Origin of the sequence: Paenibacillus sp. UNC451MF (assembly GCF_000686845.1) — a bacterium.
Lineage (GTDB): Bacteria > Bacillota > Bacilli > Paenibacillales > NBRC-103111 > Paenibacillus_S.
Genome location: NZ_JMLS01000005.1, coordinates 265,905 through 285,704 on the forward strand (window position 1 = coordinate 265,905; position 19,800 = coordinate 285,704).

At 48.1% G+C, this 19,800-nt stretch carries 19 protein-coding genes; 16 read left to right on the top strand and 3 right to left on the bottom strand.

Going from position 1 to position 19,800, the window contains the following annotated elements; all coding sequences use genetic code 11:
- The first annotated feature begins 338 nt into the window (after positions 1-338).
- From BP97_RS0110630 to BP97_RS0110675, 10 genes are all read left to right on the top strand, one after another.
- A complete protein-coding gene (locus BP97_RS0110630) occupies positions 339-1,793 on the top strand; it encodes a 4-hydroxyphenylacetate 3-hydroxylase family protein (RefSeq protein ID WP_028549081.1) in 1,455 nt (484 codons plus the stop codon).
- 81 nt (positions 1,794-1,874) lie between these two features.
- The gene (locus tag BP97_RS0110635; RefSeq protein WP_028549082.1) at positions 1,875-2,330 is read left to right on the top strand and encodes a PNPOx family protein; all 456 of its coding nucleotides are present in this window, start codon (positions 1,875-1,877) and stop codon (positions 2,328-2,330) included.
- A 39-nt stretch (positions 2,331-2,369) separates the two neighbouring features.
- Positions 2,370-3,143, top strand: a complete 774-nt coding sequence (locus tag BP97_RS0110640; protein WP_028549083.1) for a carbon-nitrogen family hydrolase — start codon at positions 2,370-2,372, stop codon at positions 3,141-3,143.
- Positions 3,144-3,169: 26 nt separating this feature from the next.
- Positions 3,170-3,841: a DUF2848 family protein gene (locus tag BP97_RS35885; protein ID WP_036745697.1), complete on the top strand. Its 672-nt coding sequence runs from the start codon at positions 3,170-3,172 to the stop codon at positions 3,839-3,841.
- Between the two features lie 4 nt (positions 3,842-3,845).
- The gene (locus BP97_RS0110650) at positions 3,846-4,190 is read left to right on the top strand and encodes a cupin domain-containing protein (protein ID WP_028549084.1); all 345 of its coding nucleotides are present in this window, start codon (positions 3,846-3,848) and stop codon (positions 4,188-4,190) included.
- Positions 4,191-4,240: 50 nt separating this feature from the next.
- Positions 4,241-5,290: a TRAP transporter substrate-binding protein gene (locus BP97_RS0110655; RefSeq protein ID WP_028549085.1), complete on the top strand. Its 1,050-nt coding sequence runs from the start codon at positions 4,241-4,243 to the stop codon at positions 5,288-5,290.
- 9 nt (positions 5,291-5,299) lie between these two features.
- On the top strand, positions 5,300-5,830 hold the full coding sequence (locus BP97_RS0110660) for a TRAP transporter small permease (protein ID WP_156043188.1): 531 nt from the start codon (positions 5,300-5,302) through the stop codon (positions 5,828-5,830).
- Positions 5,827-7,104 (top strand): TRAP transporter large permease, encoded by a 1,278-nt coding sequence (locus tag BP97_RS0110665; RefSeq protein WP_028549087.1) that lies wholly within the window; start codon positions 5,827-5,829, stop codon positions 7,102-7,104. Before BP97_RS0110660 ends, BP97_RS0110665 begins: the two co-directional genes overlap by 4 nt.
- An 18-nt stretch (positions 7,105-7,122) precedes the next feature.
- A complete protein-coding gene (locus tag BP97_RS0110670; RefSeq protein WP_028549088.1) occupies positions 7,123-8,571 on the top strand; it encodes an NAD-dependent malic enzyme in 1,449 nt (482 codons plus the stop codon).
- Positions 8,572-8,612: 41 nt separating this feature from the next.
- Positions 8,613-10,394 (top strand): methyl-accepting chemotaxis protein, encoded by a 1,782-nt coding sequence (locus tag BP97_RS0110675; RefSeq protein ID WP_028549089.1) that lies wholly within the window; start codon positions 8,613-8,615, stop codon positions 10,392-10,394.
- An 87-nt stretch (positions 10,395-10,481) separates the two neighbouring features.
- Here BP97_RS0110675 and BP97_RS40160 read toward each other — a convergent pair whose 3' ends face one another.
- Positions 10,482-10,646: a hypothetical protein gene (locus tag BP97_RS40160; protein WP_156043189.1), complete on the bottom strand. Its 165-nt coding sequence runs from the start codon at positions 10,644-10,646 to the stop codon at positions 10,482-10,484.
- A gap of 274 nt (positions 10,647-10,920) precedes the next feature.
- Between BP97_RS40160 and BP97_RS0110685 the strand changes: the two genes are divergently transcribed.
- Positions 10,921-12,201, top strand: coding sequence for an ArsB/NhaD family transporter (locus BP97_RS0110685; RefSeq protein WP_028549090.1), 1,281 nt, complete (start codon positions 10,921-10,923; stop codon positions 12,199-12,201).
- Positions 12,202-12,221: 20 nt separating this feature from the next.
- Positions 12,222-12,500, top strand: a complete 279-nt coding sequence (locus BP97_RS0110690; RefSeq protein ID WP_028549091.1) for a hypothetical protein — start codon at positions 12,222-12,224, stop codon at positions 12,498-12,500.
- 46 nt (positions 12,501-12,546) lie between these two features.
- Here the strand turns inward: BP97_RS0110690 and BP97_RS39630 are convergent, their stop codons facing one another.
- Positions 12,547-13,287, bottom strand: coding sequence for an ATP-binding cassette domain-containing protein (locus BP97_RS39630; RefSeq protein ID WP_081824026.1), 741 nt, complete (start codon positions 13,285-13,287; stop codon positions 12,547-12,549).
- 119 nt (positions 13,288-13,406) lie between these two features.
- Positions 13,407-15,059, bottom strand: a complete 1,653-nt coding sequence (locus BP97_RS35895) for a stalk domain-containing protein (RefSeq protein WP_051620498.1) — start codon at positions 15,057-15,059, stop codon at positions 13,407-13,409.
- 309 nt (positions 15,060-15,368) lie between these two features.
- Here BP97_RS35895 and BP97_RS0110705 point away from each other — a divergent pair, with 309 nt between their 5' ends.
- The 4 genes from BP97_RS0110705 (at position 15,369) to BP97_RS0110720 (ending at position 19,723) form a co-directional block, all read left to right on the top strand.
- Entirely contained in the window at positions 15,369-16,058 is a 690-nt protein-coding gene (locus BP97_RS0110705) for a response regulator transcription factor (RefSeq protein ID WP_028549094.1), read from the top strand.
- Positions 16,055-17,518, top strand: a complete 1,464-nt coding sequence (locus BP97_RS0110710) for a sensor histidine kinase (protein ID WP_231506269.1) — start codon at positions 16,055-16,057, stop codon at positions 17,516-17,518. The genes BP97_RS0110705 and BP97_RS0110710 overlap by 4 nt, the downstream gene beginning before the upstream one ends.
- Positions 17,519-17,602: 84 nt before the next feature.
- Positions 17,603-18,694: a TolB family protein gene (locus BP97_RS0110715; protein ID WP_028549096.1), complete on the top strand. Its 1,092-nt coding sequence runs from the start codon at positions 17,603-17,605 to the stop codon at positions 18,692-18,694.
- Between the two features lie 21 nt (positions 18,695-18,715).
- Positions 18,716-19,723 (top strand): hypothetical protein, encoded by a 1,008-nt coding sequence (locus BP97_RS0110720; RefSeq protein ID WP_028549097.1) that lies wholly within the window; start codon positions 18,716-18,718, stop codon positions 19,721-19,723.
- Positions 19,724-19,800: the final 77 nt, after the last annotated feature.

A 19,800-nucleotide genomic window follows, 5' to 3' on the forward strand; every position in this document is an offset into this window, starting at 1 on the left:
TGGAGTGAAGGATGCTATAGTCAAAATAATGAAATCGCCATTTGGGAAAGGCCTCCAGAGAGGTTCTTTTCAGAGTAAAAAAGCAAACGCTTACACTATTTATTGAAATATTTGGGTTGGTGACTCTCAATCTATTATGTCATATTTCATTACACAATTCGACAATTTTCTTTGAAAGTATTGACTTAAAACTTAAAAAGTCGTAAGATCAAGTCAGTTAATATAACATGAAAGTTAAATTCAAACGTAGTAAACCACCTTTTTTTTAAGAGTTCAATGTATACACAACACATAATACTAAGTACAAACAAATGGAAAAGATGGAAGGATGATCAGCGATGGTACGTAACGGCAAACAATATGTAGAGTCTTTGAAGGATAACCGCCGCATTTATATCAACGGGGAAATGGTAGAGGATGTAACGACGCATCCGGCATTTGCAGGCATTACCCAGTCCTTTGCCAAGCTGTACGATCTGGCTGCGGATCCTAAGAACGATATGACCTACACGACAGAAGATGGAACGACTGCTAATAAAATATTTATGATTCCGCGCAGTCGAGAAGATTTGGCCGTTCGTCGTCGTGCAATCACCCAATGGGCTGAAGCGACCTGTGGTTTCGCTGGACGCAGTCCCGATCATGTAGCTGGATTTTTAGCCGGCTTTGCAAGCTATCCGGAAGTATTCGGTGAGTATCAGCAAAATGTTTTGGATTTTTACAAATATGCCCGAGATGAAGATTTGTTTGTAACGTATGTCATCATTCCTCCCCAAGTTGACCGCAGTAAAGCGGCTCACGAGCAGGAAGAAAAATATTTGCCGGTCGGTGTTCTCGAAGAACGTGAGGACGGTATTATCGTACGCGGCTCGCAAATGCTCGGCACGAGCTCAGCGGTATCTAACTACTTGTTCGTCAGCTGTATAACGCCGCTCCGACCTGGAGACGAAGACTATGCGATTTCGTTCGTTGTTCCTATGGATGCACCGGGATTGAAATTGTACCCTCGTCCAAGCTACGCAATGGGCAAAGAGAGTGTATACGACTATCCGTTATCCACTCAGTTCGACGAAAGTGATTCCCTGATGGTCTTCGACGATGTGTTCATTCCTTGGAAGCATATCTTCGTATATAAAAATATTGAAGCAACAAGAGACCAGTTCCACAAAACGCCGGCTCACGTGCTCGGAAATAACCAAGCGCAAATCCGCTTGTGTACGAAAGTGAAGTTCCTGATCGGCATTGCCCGTAAAATTACGCAGGTGGGCGGTACAGACAAATTCCCGCAGGTTCAAGAGCGTCTGGGTGAATTGGCATCGCTGGCGGCGACAGTGGAAGGAATGCTGCTCGCAAGCGAGTATGAGTGCACATTGGATATCAATGGTACGGCAAGGCCGCATCAACGTTACTTGTACGGCATCGTAGGGATGCAGGACAAAATTTATGCAAGTGTTATAAGCATATTGCGTGAGCTGGTTGGCGGCGGCGTACTGCAAATGCCATCCTCCTATCATGAGATGGTTAACCCTGAAACCAAAGATGATATCCGTCAATATATTCGTGCAACTGGCGTAGATTCCGAAACAAGAATCCAACTGTACCGTTTGGCATGGGATGTTATCGGTTCCGAGTTCGCGGGCCGACACCAGCAATATGAAATGTTCTATAATGGAGCGCCATTCGTCGTAAGAGGCCATGCGTTCCGCAATTACGGCTATCAAGAGCCGCTTGCTCTTGTGGATCAATTCTTGAGCAGCTACTCCTTGCCGAAAGCGGTAGCGCAAGAGGTTTGATGAGCACCTTATTAGCCATCATTCGGAATATGCGACCCATCTTTATATTCTCGCTATTACCCCAAGGGAGGAATTCGAACCATGTCCAAAGTGATAACAGAGCTCTCTGCAGAAATGATCGAGCAGCTGCAGGGCCAGAATATCGTTCTTCTGAACGTAGTGAACAAAGAGACCGGAGATATTTATTCAACCGCCTTATCGTGGGTATACGCTATCGACCCTGGAACGATCCGTTTCGCGATTGATGCCAAGTCGGACTTTGTACGCATCGTACAAGAAGATCCGAGAGTGCTCCTTAACTTCATATGCGGAGAGACCGTGTATTCCGTGAAGGGAGCGGCAGCCGTGAAGGTGGCACGTACCGAAGAGCTGACTCTCAAGATGGCGCTTCTCGAGGTTCAAGTACAAGAAATTCGCGACATCATCTTTTACGGCGGCAAAATCGTCACACAACCTGCTTTTGTTAAAACCTACAATGCTGACCTAATCAAAAAGCTGGACGACGAGATGAAGCAGGCGCTGACAAGCCTTTCCTAATCATTCATACAAACCGTACAGAAGGAGGAACTCCGATCTATGAAGGTTGCATCGATACAACTAGAAATAAAGGCGCATGAAAGTAAGGAACAGCGCGTGGAGAGAGCATCGGCAATGGTCGATAAAGCGGCTCAAGATGCGGATCTGATCCTGCTTCCGGAAATTTGGGCAACGGGGTACTTCTCATTTGATAAATATGTGGAAGAAGCGGAGACGATCGACGGTCCCTTGGTCCGATGGTTTTCAGCCAAAGCCAAGCAGCACGGCGTGTACTTGTTTGCCGGCAGCTTCGTTGAGCTGAAGGATGGCAAGTATTATAACACGAGCATCTTGTTTGACCGCCAGGGCAAGCTGGTAGGCACCTACGCCAAAACGCATTTGTTCCGTTACGGATCTCAAGAAGGTGAGCTGTTGACTGCGGGCGAAGGAGCGAAGGTGTTCGAAACGGAGTTCGGCAAGGTCGGTTTGACGACATGCTACGACCTACGGTTTCCGGAGCTGTACCGCCAGCAGGTTGATCTGGGAGCGGAGCTGCTGCTGGTGACGTCGGCTTGGCCGCATCAACGGTTGGAGCATTGGAAGCTGTTTAACGCGACTCGCGCTTTGGAAAATCAATGCTTCCTTATTTCATGCAACTGTGTAGGGACTACCCGCAATGTTTTGTTAGGAGGTCACAGCTCCATTGTCGATCCGTGGGGAGTTACCGTAGCATCCGGTGGAGAACACGAGACGATTGTCAAAGCGGAAATCGATCCGGCCGAGGTACAACGGATTAGGGATGTATTCCCTAGCTTGAAGCACCGTGTTTTATAGACAACTTGGGAGAGGACGTACTGACTATGGAATTTATATGTAACGGGACGAAGATTCAGTGGACGCCTGAACGGTTGGTTATCGCCGGATATACGGGCAAAGACCAGGAAGCAGTCAAGAAACATATTGATGAACTCAAGGAATTGGGCGTGCCTGCGCCCCCACAGGTGCCAATGCTGTATGACCTTTCGCCGGAGCTTCTGCAAATCTCTGAAGAGATCACCGTCGTTCAAAACGATGGTAGTGGCGAAGCGGAAGTAGTATTGCTGGACGTTGGCGGAAGCTGGTATGTAGGGCTCGGTAGTGACCATACAGACAGGGTGCTTGAGGCGGTTTCGATTCAAAAATCCAAGCAGGTATGTGCCAAGCCGGTGACCAAGGAAGTGTGGTCGCTGGAATCGATCATCCATCGCTGGGATGATATCGAGATGAATAGCTGGGTGCAGGTAGACGGAGAAGAGAAGCTGTATCAATCCGGTAAGCTCGGCGAGTTTTTGCACCCGAATGATTTGATGCGCATTGTAAAGGATCGCGGATATGTAAGCTCCAATATGGCGCTATACTGCGGAACGCTGCCGCTTCACGGAGGCTTCGTATTCGGAGGCACATTCCGGGCGGAGCTCGTAGACAAGCAAGAAGGGCGTAAGTTGGAGATTCAATATAACACTCATATTTTGAAAAATGCGGAGGAGGAATAAGACAATGGCTAAACCAGAATTGGAATTTGTAGACTATCGTCAATTTGAAGAGGTACCTTTCAGCAAAGTGGAAGGTTTGTCTGAAAGGGTTGTAGCTAAAGATCCGGAATCGGGAGTGGCTACACGTATTCTTATCTTCGCTCCCGGAACGGACACCACGCCTAACGGAGTGCAGATCCACGATTTTTGGGAAGAGCTGTACATTATTGAAGGAACGCTGATCGATCTGACACTGAATCAGGAATTTACAGCAGGGATGGTAGCATGTCGTCCTCCTGGTATGGAGCATGGCCCATGGGTTTCTCCAACCGGCTGCAAAACGTTTGAAGTTCGTTACTATTCCAAGTAAATCAATATAAGCCAAAAAGGCTACAGACTGAACTTTAAGGGGTGGAGTTTATGAAGCATTTGAAAAAAGGAATGGGTTTGCTGTTGTCGTCGTTATTTATGGTATCTGCACTGGCCGGTTGCGGTAACGCCAATGGAGGCGCAGACGGAAAAGCTGCTGGGAGTACGGCATCAGGAGAAAAGAAAATCGTCTTAAAAATGGCCAACATTACAAAGGCAGACAGCCAGCTGAGCTTAACGTTAAAAAATATCGGTGAAGAGCTAAAAGCCAAAACAAACGGGCGTATTTCGCCCCAATATTTCCCTGGCGGCGAGCTCGGCAATGAAACCGATATGATGCAGCAGCTCAACACGGGCAGTATCCAAATGGCTGTCATTACGACGGCACAGCTTAGCAACTCCTCCCCTGCGTTCGGCGCGTGGTTAATGCCTTATTTGGTGGATACGCACGATCAAGCCTACAAGCTATGGACCAGCGATGAATCGATGCAGTTGTTCGATACGTTGAAAAATGAGAATGTGGTTGGTTTAGGCTATGCATCCTCCGGTTTCCGTTACATTCTTGGGACCAAGCCGGTACAAAGCGTGAAGGATTTGGAAGGCTACAAATTGCGGACTACACCAAGTCCTACTATTCTGGACTATTGGAACGGCTTGAAAGCAGGTCCGACGCCAATGCCTCTGACCGATGTGTACACATCCCTGCAAACGGGTGTTATTAAAGGGGTTGACATTGATTCCGAGTCGTTGGCATCGGAGAAATTGACGGAAATCGCTAAAAACCTGAACGCCGACAAGCATATGTACTGGGCTGGCGGTATCTTAATCAATAAGGATTTATGGAACAGCTTGTCTCCAGACGATCAAAAGCTGATTAAAGAAACCGTACTCGCGAAAACCAAGCAAAACAGCGTGGATATTCAGAAAAATGAAGACAAACTGTTAAGTGATGCGAAAACGAAAATGGGCTTGACGCTTAATGAAGTCAAACGTGAGGAATACGATCCGATTGTGAAATCGGTTAGAGAGACGTGGAGCAAGAAATCGCCTGAAATCGCGAAATTCCTAGAAAAAGCTGACAAAATCAAACAAGAGAAGTAGGTGCTTTTCATGAGCGACAGACCTGCAGGGCGCAGCCCCCTCTCGTTAATCACCCTCGCGCTTGATAAGTTTTTGATATGGGTTAGTATTGCGGTTGGAGCTGTATTGGCCATCAACATGATCGTGGCCGTGTTTTATCGATATGTGCTGAGTTCGCCCATCTTTTGGGCGGATGAGCTCTCTTTGTACCTCTTTTGTTGGGCAACCTTTCTAGGAGCCTGTCTTGCTGTAAAACGTTCGGACATGGCTGCGGTGACGTTCCTGCTCAACCGTCTTCCTGAACGGGGACGCATCATCGGCTCGATGCTGATTCAAGTTAGTATTTTATTCTTCGCTGTGGTGATGGGCTACTACTCCATGCTCTGGATCATGAGCCCGAGCGTCATGAACCTGCTATCTCCAGCATTGGCAATGAAAATGTGGAAGCTGTATGTTATCGTGCCGATATCCATGCTCTGCATGGCCGTGTTTACGATTGAACACATCGTTCATTTGCTGCAAGACCTCTTTATCGGTAAAAAAGGAGGTGCGGCACAATGAGTTCAGCTGCTGGCTTTGTCATCCTGCTCTTCATTGGGGTTCCTGTTGCCTTCGTGCTAGGGATAACGACTTTAATTTATGTTTTTTCCACGGGAAATATTGCTTCATTGCAGTCCTTGCCGTCCAAGCTGTTTAACGGCTTGCAAAATTTCGGATTTGTTGCGATTCCGATGTTCGTCCTGCTGGGAGAGATTATGAACCGCGGAGGGATTACGAATCGATTGATTCATTTCGCTACCGTTATCTTCGGTCATTTACGCGGAGGGCTTGCTTACGTTAACGTCGTGGCCAATATGTTCTTGGCAGCAATCGTTGGCTCGTCCAATGTGCAGACAGCCATTATGAGTAAAGTTATCGTTCCTGAGATGGAGAAGCAAGGCTATAACAAGGAATTCAGTACGGCCCTCACGGCGAGCGCCTCCATTATGGGCCCCTTAATTCCTCCGAGCATGCCATTTATTATTTACGGAGTAACCTCAGGCGTATCGATTGGAAGCTTGTTCTTTGCTGGTATTATTCCTGGAATTTTGTTCGCACTCGGTTTCGGTATTATCATCTATGTCACCTTTAGAAAAACAACCGGCAACAAGATGGAACGAAGCTCGGGGAAGGAAATCATACAAAGTTTAATTGGTGTTGTCCCAGCGCTCCTTATTCCCGTTCTTATTATGGTAGGTATCACGACGGGGATATTTACAGCTACGGAATCTGCTGCGGTTGCTGTGTTCGTCGCCATTCTCGTAGGAGCTTTCCTGTACAAGGAATTGAAGCTCAGAGATGTTCCGGGTATTCTGGTACGCACTATTATTACCACTTCATCGGTATCCTTTTTGCTTGCTACAACGAATATTTTCGGTTGGGTACTGCATCTTCAAGGTATCCCGCACATGATTGCGGAGGTTTTCCTGAATCTTGCCGGCAGTACGTTCATGTTCCTTATTCTTCTTAACATTTTGCTCATTGTTATCGGTACTTTCCTTGAAGGTGTGGCAGGCATCATCTTCCTGACCCCGATTCTGCTTCCAATTGCTGCGCAATTTGGAGTTGATCCTATCCACCTGGGTGCCATTATCGTCATTAACCTGACTATCGGTTTGATGCATCCGCCATTTGGTACCGTATTGTTTATCGCTTCGGCAACAACAGGGGTTACAGTAGAGCGGCTTACGATCAAGCTGATTCCATTCTTAATCGTGATGTTCGCGATTCTGTTATTGATCACTTACGTGCCTTGGACTACAACGTTCATTCCTAGCGTATTTGCCCCTAAATAAAAAGGATGTGTATCAGTTATGCAGAGGGGATTTAGCGGTAAAAGCATCATCATGAGGGTCGAATTGCAAACAGGAGAAGTGCAATTCGGTCAGTTTATAACTTTGATTAATGAGAAGGGCGGCGATGTGATTGCCATGGACGTTATTTTCACCGGTCCTGGCAGTACCATTCGCGATATCACCGTCACAGTGAACGAATCGGCACAGCTGCAACATATAGTCGAAGCCGTCGAACAGCTAAAAGGAGTCCGGTTAAGCTCGGTATCAGACCGGACTTTCCTGCTTCATCTCGGAGGAAAGATTGAGATTAAACCCAAGGTTCCTATACAAAACAGGGATGATTTATCTCGTGTGTATACTCCTGATGTCGCAAGGGTTTGCAATGCGATCTATGAAGAACCGGAGAAAGCGTACAAGCTGACAATCAAAAGAAATACGGTGGCTGTCGTCTCAGACGGAACTGCCGTGCTTGGTCTGGGCAATATCGGTCCCTATGCGGCCATGCCTGTCATGGAAGGGAAGGCAATGCTGTTCAAGCAATTCGCCGATGTGGATGCATTCCCTGTATGCTTGGACACCCAAGATACGGAAGAAATCATTGCAGCAATCAAGCATATGGCACCGGCCTTTGGCGGCATCAATCTGGAGGATATCTCTTCACCGCGCTGCTTCGAGATCGAAGCACGTCTTCGCAAGGAGCTGGAGATTCCTGTGTTTCATGATGATCAGCATGGGACGGCTGTAGTCTTATATGCTGGATTGATCAATGCACTGAAGTGTGTTGGTAAATCGATTGACCAAGTCAAGGTCGTCGTTTGCGGTATTGGTGCGGCGGGTATCGCCTGCACACAAATTTTGTTATCGGCGGGCGTGAAGGAAATTATCGGAGTGGATAGAGAAGGCGCGATTGTGGAAGGACATCCATACGACAACCCGATGTGGGACTGGTATGCTCGGCATACGAACCCTAATCGCATCTCAGGTTCTTTGCAGGATGTACTCCGGGGCGCTGATGTATTTATCGGCGTATCCGCTGGGGGATTGCTGAAAAGAGAATATGTCCTGACGATGAATCCGAAACCTATCGTATTCGCGATGGCTAATCCTGAGCCGGAAATCCGTCCTGAAGAAGTGGAAGACATCATCGGGGTTATGGCGACGGGGCGGTCCGATTATCCGAATCAAATTAATAATGTGCTGTGCTTCCCGGGAATTTTCCGGGCAGCTCTAGATTGCCAAGCTTCAACCATCAATGAAGAAATGAAGCTGGCAGCGGCAGAAGCGATCGCTTCGGTGATTACTCCTGAAGAATTGAATTCGTCCTATATCGTACCTAGCGTATTCCATCAAGATGTCGTTCGATTGATCCGGAAGCAAGTGATCCAAGCCGCTATTCGCACCGGAGTGGCAAGACGGATCCCTAGGGAATTTCGCGGCAATGTCGTGGAGTCTGCCGCTGTAATGTAGGAATCACAGCTTGATGATGTTAGGCAGGAGTGGATATTACTGTGACAACAGAGAGACGGTCATGGTTGAAGGTGGACCGACTGCTTCAGTCCCGTTGGAAGCATTTTAAGGTCATTTATAAGCTTTATGTATCCTACTCAGTCATCCTTGCGATTTTGCTCATCATTGGATTTGTTAGCTTATACGGCATCAACCGAATACAGAAAGCAGCAGATCATTTGTACAACACCGAAGTCAACTCGGTTTCTTCTATGCTGGCCTTATCTCAGGATTTCCAGCAGTTAAATTCGACGGTGAGCTCAGCTCTGTTAATGAAGCCTGACTTGGCCATGAAGCAAACCGGCGAGATTCAAACACTAAAGGCGAAGGTTGCAAAAGAGGTTGAGGCAACAAGAAGCAACACGGAGTCTCATCAAATTGAGGAGAGCCAGACTGAAGTGTTCACGACGATCTGGAAGGTATATTCCGACGATTTGGATAATGTACTTCAATGGCTGGCCAAAGCGGATCAGAATGTAGAAGGAACGAACGGTCTAAGCATTGCGGTCAGCATCTATAATCAAAAGATGAAGTCACGCATCGATACGCTTAGCAAGCTGTTGAATGAATGGGTCACCGAGAATCAAGCGGCATCGCAGGAGTCCTATTCCAGTGTTGCTAAGTTAAAGAGTTCTATAATTCTGTGGCAGGCTCTGTTAATCATTGCAGCCGTAATCTGCTCAATCGGGGTAGGGTGGATAGTAGCCCGTTCTATTGTTAAACCGCTCGCCCACGTAGTGGAGAATGCGAATTTAGTGTCTCAAGGTAAGTTGAACCGCAGAATTGAGCTCGATCAATCGGATGAGGTGGGGCTTCTCGCTGCCTCCTTTAACTCCATGATCAGCCATATCTCTCTTATCGTGCAGCAGGTGAAGCAGGCTGGAGATCAAATCGAGACGACATCGGCTTTAGTAGCCTCTATTTCCAAGCAATCCACATCAGCCTCCATCACTATGGATAATGAAATCCGTGACATTGCTTCGGGCGCAACTATCCAAGAGCAATCTTCGGAAGAAACCGCCAAGGCCATGCAGGAGATGGCGGCCGGCGTACAGCATATAGCTGTATCATCGAGCGATGTTGTCGATGCCGCGCAGGATGCGACCCACAAAGCTACCGAGGGGCGGGAAGCCCTGCATAAAACTGTGCATCAAATGGAGACCATTCGCAGAACGGTGCAGAATTCATCGCATGTCATCCGCGGTTTGGAGGAGCAATCACAGCAAATCGGCACCATGATTGCCGTCGTTTCGGATATCGCCGCACAGACGCAATTGTTAGCTTTGAATGCAGCGATAGAAGCAGCCAGAGCGGGTGAGATGGGAAGAGGCTTCGCTGTAGTAGCAGAAGAAGTGCGCAAGCTATCCATCAGCTCGGAGGAATCTACGAAACGGATGACGATCCTTGTTAAAAACATCTTAGGCGGTATACAACAAGCGGTGGAAGGTATGAACCAGGGTACTCAAGAGGTTGAGGAGGGTACCGGTGTATTACATGAAGCGGAGATAGCGTTCCAAACTATTTTGGTGAGCGTACAGCAGGTGTTTGCACGTATTGAGGCGGTTACTGCTACGGTAGAGGAGATTTCTGCGGGAACGGAAGAGGTGGCAGCCTCCTCTGAAGAGAATGCCAAAATATCCAAAGAAGCCGCAAATAAAACCGGTAAGGTAGCCGATACGGTTCAAGCGCAGCGAGAGAGTATGGAGGAGTTGTTATCCTCTGCCCAGTCCTTGGAGAAGCTGGCGGAGCAGCTGCAGAAGGCCATTGTTCACTTCGAGGTTTGAGGCTGAACATCGATCTTGCTAGTTAATAGCAAAAGAGCCGAGTTTGTGACATAGCCATGTCTCGTTGTCTCGACTCTTTTGTTATGATTAACCCCCTGTACGAACTCGGATAACGCCCAGCTCGTTAGCATTGATAGCGAAGGCATTACCCCCTTGACCGACAGTGGCTGTAGCGGTCTGTTTGGCACTGAATTTGGTTTTGCTGTTTTCGGTTTGCACGTTGTTGACGGATTTGCGTTTTCTTCTTCCCATAAGTCCCACCTCCTGTACAAAGTATGCTCGCAATCTAGTGAAGGAGTCGGCGAATGGAGACGCCTACCAGTCTATTTTTTGAGTTATTCATACTTTGCTTTTAGAGGATGATGGGTGTGGAATGCTTTACTTTCCTGAGGAAAGCAGGTAAGATCGAACTATATTTGAATATGTGAAACACTAGGAGGAGCCTGTCACCAAAGGGCTCTTTTTGTGCTTTTATCACATAGGAATGCAGATTTTGGTGAAAATTAGTCAATAAAGAGGAGGAAGTATGGAACAGCAGGCTATTTTGGCAATAGGAATCTTTTTAATCATCTATGCACTGATTATTTCCGAAAAAATTCATCGAACCATTCTCGCTATCATAGGCGCCGTTCTCATGATTGTACTAGGGATTGTAAATCAAGAGACAGCTATTCATCATATCGATTTCAATACGATCGGGTTGCTCGTCGGAATGATGATTATTGTAGGGATTACAGCAGAAACGGGGCTGTTCAAGTATGTTGCTCTGAAGGCAGCCAAGCTGGCCAAAGGAAAGCCAACCCGAATTATGATAGCTTTGGTGGTTCTGACTGCCTCGGGTTCTGCATTTCTGGATAATGTGACGACCGTGCTGCTCATGGTTCCGGTTACTTTAAGTATTACAAGACAGCTGCGAATCAACCCGGTACCGTTTCTTCTGACGCAAATTATCGCTTCGAATGTAGGAGGAACAGCAACGTTAATAGGGGACCCCCCGAACATTATGATCGGCAGTGCGGTGAAAGAGCTGACCTTTATGGCTTTTATTACGAACTTGGCTCCGATTTCCATCATTATTATGCTGGTGTATTTACCGTTGTTTCTCGTGATGTTTCGCAAGCAAATCCGCTCGACCCCGGAGCTCCAGCAAAGCATAATGGAGATGGATGAGCAATCGATGATAACGGACAGCAAGCTGCTGAAAAAATGTCTGTTCGTTCTCGGAATTACGATTTTAGGATTCTTCCTCCATCAGTCGCTTCATTTGGAATCGGCGACCGTTGCGCTTGCGGGTGCGTTTCTATTGCTTTTGTTAACGGGCGAGCGAATGCTGGAAAAAGCATTTCACAGCGTGGAATGGGTTACGTTATTTTTCTTCGTAGGCTTGTTCGTATTGGTTGCAGGCTTGGTAGAAACCGGAGTTATAGCTAAGCTGGCAAAGCAAGCTGTGGAGCTTACCGGAGGGGATCTGTTCGCTTCATCGATGCTGATCCTGTGGCTTAGCGCTATTGCCTCCGCATTTCTGGATAACATTCCTTTCGTAGCTACGATGATCCCGATGATTCAGGAAATGGGAACTATGGGCGTCGATAACCTGGAGCCTCTGTGGTGGAGCCTTGCATTGGGTGCTTGCTTGGGTGGTAACGGAACGTTGATTGGCGCCAGCGCGAATCTGGTCGTCGCAGGGCTAGCAAGCAAGGAAGGCTATGCGATAACATTCGTTAAATACTTGAAGTATGGATTTCCGCTAATGATTTTATCTATTATATTATCGAGCATTTATATTTACTTGCGGTATCTAATATAAGCTGAAGGTTGGTGAAGATAGTGCTGGCGTACAATTACGATGATCAAATGATCGAGCTTAGTGAAACGGCTAATGAAACGGACGTTGAATTTCGTATCCGCGTCATCGGGAATGAGCCCTTTGAGCAAAAAATGAAGGCAGTCCAGAACGAATTTGAGCATAATGAAGTGCTGACGGATGTTTTTTTCTATGCTTATAAAAATCAAGCGTATCAGTTCATCGTCAGAAAAGATTATTATACCGACTTCATTCTAGCTTTGATGAAGCACCGCATATTAAGAAGCGTTGAGTGGAAATAACTGTACCGTCCGGACGAATCCGGACGGTTTTTTTGTATGGATAAGGCTAAATGGAGTCTTGACTCAGCCTCCAAAACGCACCATGCTGCTTTAACAGTTCATTCATAGATCCTGTCTCGACGATGGTCCCATCTTGTAGAACCATAATATGGTTAGATAGTTTGGTTACGGACAGACGATGCGTAATGAAGATTAAAGTAGAACCCTTCAGGTTGTTGATTAAGTGGTTCAGAAGCCGCTGCTCCGTTCCTAAGTCCAAAGCGGATGTGGCTTCGTCGAGAATAAGAATGGACGGCTTACGCAGCAGTGCCCGGGCTATTGTAATTCGTTGGCGTTCTCCCCCGGACAAGGAAAAGCCCTGCTCTCCTACACGGGTATTCAAGCCATCTGGCAGGGTAGACAACCACTCCTCCAGCTCAGCCTGTTTAACGGCTTCGTTAATTCGAGCAAAGTCCGCATCCTCGCTGCCGTAAACAATATTGTCCAGCACCGTGCCGCTGCGAAGCATCGCATCCTGAGTAACACAGAGCACGTGCCGGCGCAGCCAGCTGGGGTCAAGCTCATTTAACAGGATGCCCCCGATACGCAGGGTGCCTGAGGTTGGGTCAGCAAGTCCTAGGAGTAGGTCGGCGAGTGTAGACTTGCCGGAGCCTCTATGCCCTGCAACGGAGACTACTGCGCCTGCTGGAATATGGAAGCTGATGTCACGTAAGGCAGAGCGTTCCCCGTAAGTATAGGAGATTTGCTCCGCTTGGATTGAAAGGTCGCCGATTGATTCGGAGTAGATAGTTCTCTTGTTCGCTTATTTTTTCAATGAAATACGAACGGAAAGCAGGAAAAAGCCCCCGAGTGCAGGCTGTGAGCCGCAAGGGAGGCTTTAAACATTTTAATCGAAGTCATTTTCAATTAATAAGTAAGCTTAACCGTACGTGTTGCATCGATATAGTCTACCTTGGCCCCTAATACTTCGGCAAGGAGCCTTACAGGCACCATCGTATTTTCCCCGATCAGTTGGGCGGGTGTGTCGGTTTGTTTTAATTGTCCGTTCACTTCATAAGCATTCTCGGTCGTAAACAACGTCACCTTCAAGCTGCCCTTCGTATAGATGGCCGCGCGCTTGGCGTTGTCCCATTCTACGTCGGCTCCTAACGCGGAAGCCAGATCTCGGATGTATAAATACGAGAAGCCTTCAAGAATAGCGGGCTGTCTTTTCATTGGGAAGCTGATACCGTCAACGAAGTAGCTGCTATCGTCCAGTCCAAAGCTGGCCGTGCGTTGAAAAGGAGCTACGGTAACGGACGCATTTTTATACTTGGTGGAGTCTTGATGCAGCTTCGTTTTGCCGATTCCAGGCGTCGGCTCAGTGGTGAAATCCCATTCTTTGCTGTCGTTCACCGTGCTGCCGTCACTCTTAGTCACTTGGACGCTCAGCTTCACGCGGTAGGTCTCGTTGGCCTGCAGCGGCTTACTGGGCAGAAGAATGAACGCATTCGCCAGCTTATCGTCGTTATCGGGGGTGTTGACGAGCACATCAACCTTTTGTTTGCTGCTGTCCGTCACTTCTGCACTGACCAGTTTCACCTTCTCGGTCCCCGTCCCGTAGTACTCGGCCATAATAGGATACCCCACGGGGTAAGCTGCGCTTGAGTGCAGACGCAGCGGATCCGGGTCTTCGTTACCGTTGAAGGTCGTAGGGACATAACGGTCGCCTGGAGCCGGAGACAAGACAAGCTGGTTTGTTACAGTCGATGAATAGCCAAATTCAATGATCGTATAATCGCCGACTTTTCCAACTCCGATCTCGCTTACATTAGGATCCAGATACGGGTTTCTATGATATGGCGCATCGAACAAAAGATCCATCGCTTCATTCGTCGCCCCTGATGCGTAAGCCGCGTCTTCTCCGACTTTGGATGTGTAACCGTAGTATGCGGCGCGTTCCAGCGGAGTGGCTCCGATAAATTGCTTCTTGCCCGCCTCTTGCATATGCAGGCTTTCCTGGCTGTCGTTGCTTTGCTTAACTTCGTTAACATTCAAATAGCTCGCGTGCGCAGTGGCGCTGGCATTCAGCCGCTCATTCATTTTAACCGGAGGTAGTCCATATAGAATACGGTAATCATTGAGTGCATTGAACGCCTCCAACTGAGCAGGTACTGCAGCCGCGAATTGACTTTGCGCATCGTTCGCAATTGTGAAGGTCCAGGATTCCTCTAACGGCTGGTAGCCTTTAAAGGTGACGGACATGCGGACAGTATAATTGCCGGGGGTCATGTCCTTGTCCGGTGTATAGGTGAAGGCTCCTTTGTCCTTATCGTAAGCGGCAGCTACAATCGTACCGTTAACGAACATGGAGTAGGCGGTTGGGAACAGGTTGGTGTCCGTCTTTAAATAAAAAGTCAATGTAGGCCGGGTAACCCCAACCGTATTTTGCGGAGCTCCTTGAAAGCCGTATTTAAACGCAAAGGCGCGATCTGCAGGCAGAGCCAAGCTGCTGCACATGATGAGAAAGGCTAGAGCAGTCAGTATCATATACTTGCTGAGTCTTTTTGTCGAAATCAATGGAATGCCTCCTTCTCCTTCGTTCTGTTCTAAAAACACACTTCTGCCTTGATGACTTCGGCAGCCAATCGCCAAATCCCTTTAATAAAATGTTTCCAGCGGCTTGTCCAGAGACATCAAGGCGTCATAAGTATTAACGAGCCAACAGAGAATAAGTTGCAAGCTTCAGAGAAGGAATGCGATCTAAGCGATGAATTCGCCTAACTTGCCGTCTTTTATTTCTAAGCTCTTTTTGAGTGGATAAGGAAATGAATTATAATAAGAAAAAATGGAGGAGCTGGCGTCCGGCCGAATTTGGGAGGGATCAACATGAGCTTTAAAATCATTGTTGCGGACGATGAACAGGCAATTGCTCATGCTGTCGCTTATGCGTTACAACGAGAGGGCTTCGAGGTGGAAACGGCCTACGATGGGGAAGAGGCGCTTCGCAAGGTGGAAACATTCAAACCCCGGGTACTCGTGTTGGACGTCATGATGCCCAAATTGAGCGGGTTCGATATATGCCGGAAGCTAGAGAGCAGAACAGATATCGGTATTTTACTGTTGACCGTCAAAAATGATATCGTCGACAAAATTGTAGGGCTCGAGCTGGGAGCCGATGATTATATGACCAAGCCGTTCGATCTTAGGGAGCTTGTTGCCCGGGTCAAGGCTTTAGGCAGGCGGGTGGAGAAAAAAGGCGAGAGCCAGCCGGGTACTATAATCACCATAGGCAGTCTGCTGCTGCATTTGGAACAGCGGACTGTAAGTGTCGGAGGGGAAGAGCTCGGTCTGACACCCAAGGAATTCGATCTGCTGGCGCTGCTCCTTACCCATATGAAGCGGGTATTTACTAGAGAGGAATTGCTGGAGCAAGTATGGGGGATGGATTATGCAGGGGGGACGCGCACTGTGGACATCCATATTCAGAGGCTCAGGTCCAAGCTCGGTCCAGACCACCAGCTGCTGCTTCAAACTGTCTATGGAGTAGGGTACAAAGCAGTGGGTGACAACATATGATTCGAATGAATTTGAAATGGAAGTTTACCGCCTTCGTTGCGGGCTTGCTGGTGTTCACGATCGTTGTATTATCGCTGCTGGTGCTCAAAGGGGTGTCAGATGATCAACGAACGCAAACGGAAAGCTCATTGGCGCAGCAGACGGGAACGGCTAACCTTCATATTAAGCAGCAGTTCGTTACAGGAACGCGGCTCGAGCCGAAGTCCTTTATGCAGCTGCAAGGCCAGAAGCTGGCCGTAGAGCTTGGTACGATAAGCGGAATGCGAGTCATCTTATATGATTCGGATGGCGTAACGGTCGGCGATTCGCTGCCCATGGCTGCCAAGACGAATGTCTCAGACGCACTTCAGCCTGCTCTGCAGAACAAGATCGCTTATATAACTGAGGGGGACACGTTGGAGTATTTGGCTCCTTTACAAGGTTCTGACGGACAAATCGGCGTCATCCAATATGAAGCTTCCTTAACGACTCAGCGTGCTTTCTATCGGACCATTCTGAGTTTGTTTGTATTTGGCGGGATGATCGTTCTCGTTATCAGCTTCGTGCTCGGGGGATACTATATGAACCGTCAAGCGAACGCGATCAGTCTACTCAAGAAAGCGGCGGACCAAATCCGCCAGGGCGAACGGCTGTTTAAGCCTGCCCTGCAGCGGCAGGATGAGTTGGGGGATTTAAGCCTGGGTATATTTGAAATGAGCGAAGCTATTCAATCGAACCTGAGAGCTTTGGAGGATGAGCAAGGGAAGATGCGCCAGGCGATGCAGAAGCTTCAGGAGCTGGAGCAGCAGCAAAAGCAGTTTATCAACAATATCAGCCATGAATTCAAGACACCGCTCACCTCGATCAAAGCTTATGCGGATCTGTTAGACATGTATGGGGACGATCCTAAGCTGATCAGTGATGCGAGGGAAGCGATATCCAGAGAATCAGGCCGGTTATACGATTTGGTAGAGAAGGTATTGAAGCTGGCCGCGCTGGAAAAATATGAATTCGAGCATCGTCCCGAGCGGGTGGAACTGGCTGGACTGCTGGGCGATATTAGCGACCGGATGAAAGGAAAGGCCGATAAATTCGGCGTAACGATTATCAAGCAGCTGGAGCCCGCTGTTATATGGGCAGACAGGGAAAGCGTCATTCATATTGCGATAAATCTTTTGGATAATGCCATTAAATATAATGTGGAGAATGGCTCTGTCATTGTAAAATGCCATGTCGTAGGTGAGCGGGCGGAGATTGTTTTTCACGATACGGGGGTAGGCATTCCGCTGGAAGGCAGAGACAAATTATTCGAGCCGTTCTATACCTTGAATAAGGACCGTGCCCGGCAGTCCGGCGGTAGCGGATTGGGCTTGGCTCTGGTTAAACAGTTTGTCGAGCAGCAGGATGGGACGATCCATATCGAGGGCTCAGAGGGACAAGGCACGGTGGTTACTATTAGATTCCCTGTACATCCGCAATAAAAAAGTTTACAAGTTCGAAACAAGTTGAAATGCTGCGGATAACATTGAGGTCTATACTCGGAGTAAGCTCTTCGGAAAGGAGGAATGAATCTGAGGCAGAGCGTAACAGCAAGTGTGAAGCAGATGGCGGGCTATGCTGTGCTGATAGCGGCATTCGGCATATTGTTCGCAGGATGTGACGGAAATCAGGAAAGGGCTATTAAGATTATTGATGCTCCTGCTCAAAGTAAAAATGATGAAATTGCGTTAGAACGTGCCGACAGGCTTGAAGGTCTGTATGCCTACGACTGGATGTCGGATCAGGAGCTGCTGGGCTCGGAGAGGGCACTCTCGAATGCGTTACTCGTTGTACATCGGCTGCCGACTGGAGATACGCTGCCAACAGACATTCCTGCAAGCTCCCAAGTGCATATTTCCCCGGATCGTAAGCATGCCGTAGTTCTGAGAATCGGCAAGGCAGAGATGCTGGAATTGGGTGCCCAGTCGTCTTTGTCTTCTTCCGGTCGGTCAATAGAAGTTGGGGGAGAGGGGCTTTCATACCTTCTTAATCAATCACACGGCTCATGGAAAGATAACAGTACGTACATCGTACCGGTGGTCAATCCTCAAAATGAGTACGGCTTGGCGCTGCTTGGAACGGATGGGGGAATTACCTATTTGAGCGTACCTGCTTCAAAGGAGTCGATCGAGAAGATAGAGATGCGAGATAATATCTTCTATATGTTGAACGTGTCCAAGCAGTTGTTGAGGTTTGAGCTTGGAAGTAAGGAAGCTGCGGTTATGTATGAACATATAGCCGATTTCTCTCTATCTCCCGATGGGCAGCAGCTGGCTATCGTAGTAGAAACCGCTGTCGATGAGGAAGCATTGAAGGTGGTTTCTACGGCGGATGTGACCTCAAGCACCTTCGTGGCCAAAGGCCGGCTGCTTAGGCAGCCTTCCTGGTCGCCTGACGGCACCAAGCTGGCTTTTACGGTATTTAATCTGAATCAGGGGATGACAGGATTGTACGTAATGAATGCCAAGACGGGCCGTATGGCACCTATCGCCGCTCAGCCAAATCCGGAGGCTCCCATTCTATGGAGCCCGTCGGGCCGTCAGTTGATGGTTAGCGAAGAGGGAGCTTACGATCGAAGTCGACAGTCGATAACAACCTTGTACCAATTAAATAAATAATTATATATGGAGTGAAGAGATATGAAACGTATGGGGAGTATAATCGTCCCATCCATGCTCGCTATCGCTATGCTTGCCGGCTGCAGCGCCAACGACAAACAGCTGACAGTGAAGAATCCGCCTGAAACGGCCGCTACTCCCCAGCCTGCCGCGACGGCGAAGCCGACCGAAAATAATAAGGAAGATGTACTGAAGCAAATGCAGCTTGCGTCGTCTCAGGCCAAAGAGCCCCGCGAGCTAATAGCATTCATGGATACGAACATACCCAAGGTTGACGCCGCGACGGCTGACAAAATGTTTATCCTGCTGGAGCAGTATGACGAACGGCAGCTCCCGGCCATCAACGCTAATCTCAAACAGCTAATGGGTCAGCCAGGAGCTGCCGAGAAAATGTACGCCCTGTCGTACCCGTTCGATTTCAATCAGATCAAGGGGGACGACAATCTGAAGCAATGGCTGCTTAATCAAGCTGCGGGCAAGCTGGCTCTCGATAACAGCCATGAAGGGGACTTTGCCTGGAAGATCGATTATGCGGCTTTACAAAAAGCGTATTCTCCACGTCTATCAGAGGATATGAAGCACTATCTCGGAGTTAAGGCTACGGAAGATCAGAAGCCGTTTGCCAATGACGGGGGCTTGAAAATAACCCGTAAAGAGCTGGGCGATCGTTTATTGAACATCGAACAGTATTTGACGAAATACCCGAGCGGACAAAAGAGAGCTGAAATGAAGGTGCAATATTCCAATTATATGGCAGAATATATTCATGGTTATCGATACGAGGCCATAGATGAAAAGACAATGAAGCTGATGCCGGAAGTGAAGCTAAGCTACGAACAGCTGGTGAAGCTGCATCCGGATACAAAGACAGCGCAGATTGTTAAAGCCTACCTAGATGAGATCAATAAAAATAAAGACGGAATCTATAAGCCAGGGGAAAAAGGGGTTAGTATCATCGGCGATCCGTTACCGAATATCGGATCGTTCTGGGAGGGGTTGAACGGGAGAATTGATTCTTTGTTCAAGTAGACAATTGCTAGATGGGTTTACTTAAAAGGAGAAGATCCAAGGGCATTTTACCGCAGCATACTTTTGTCATAACGACA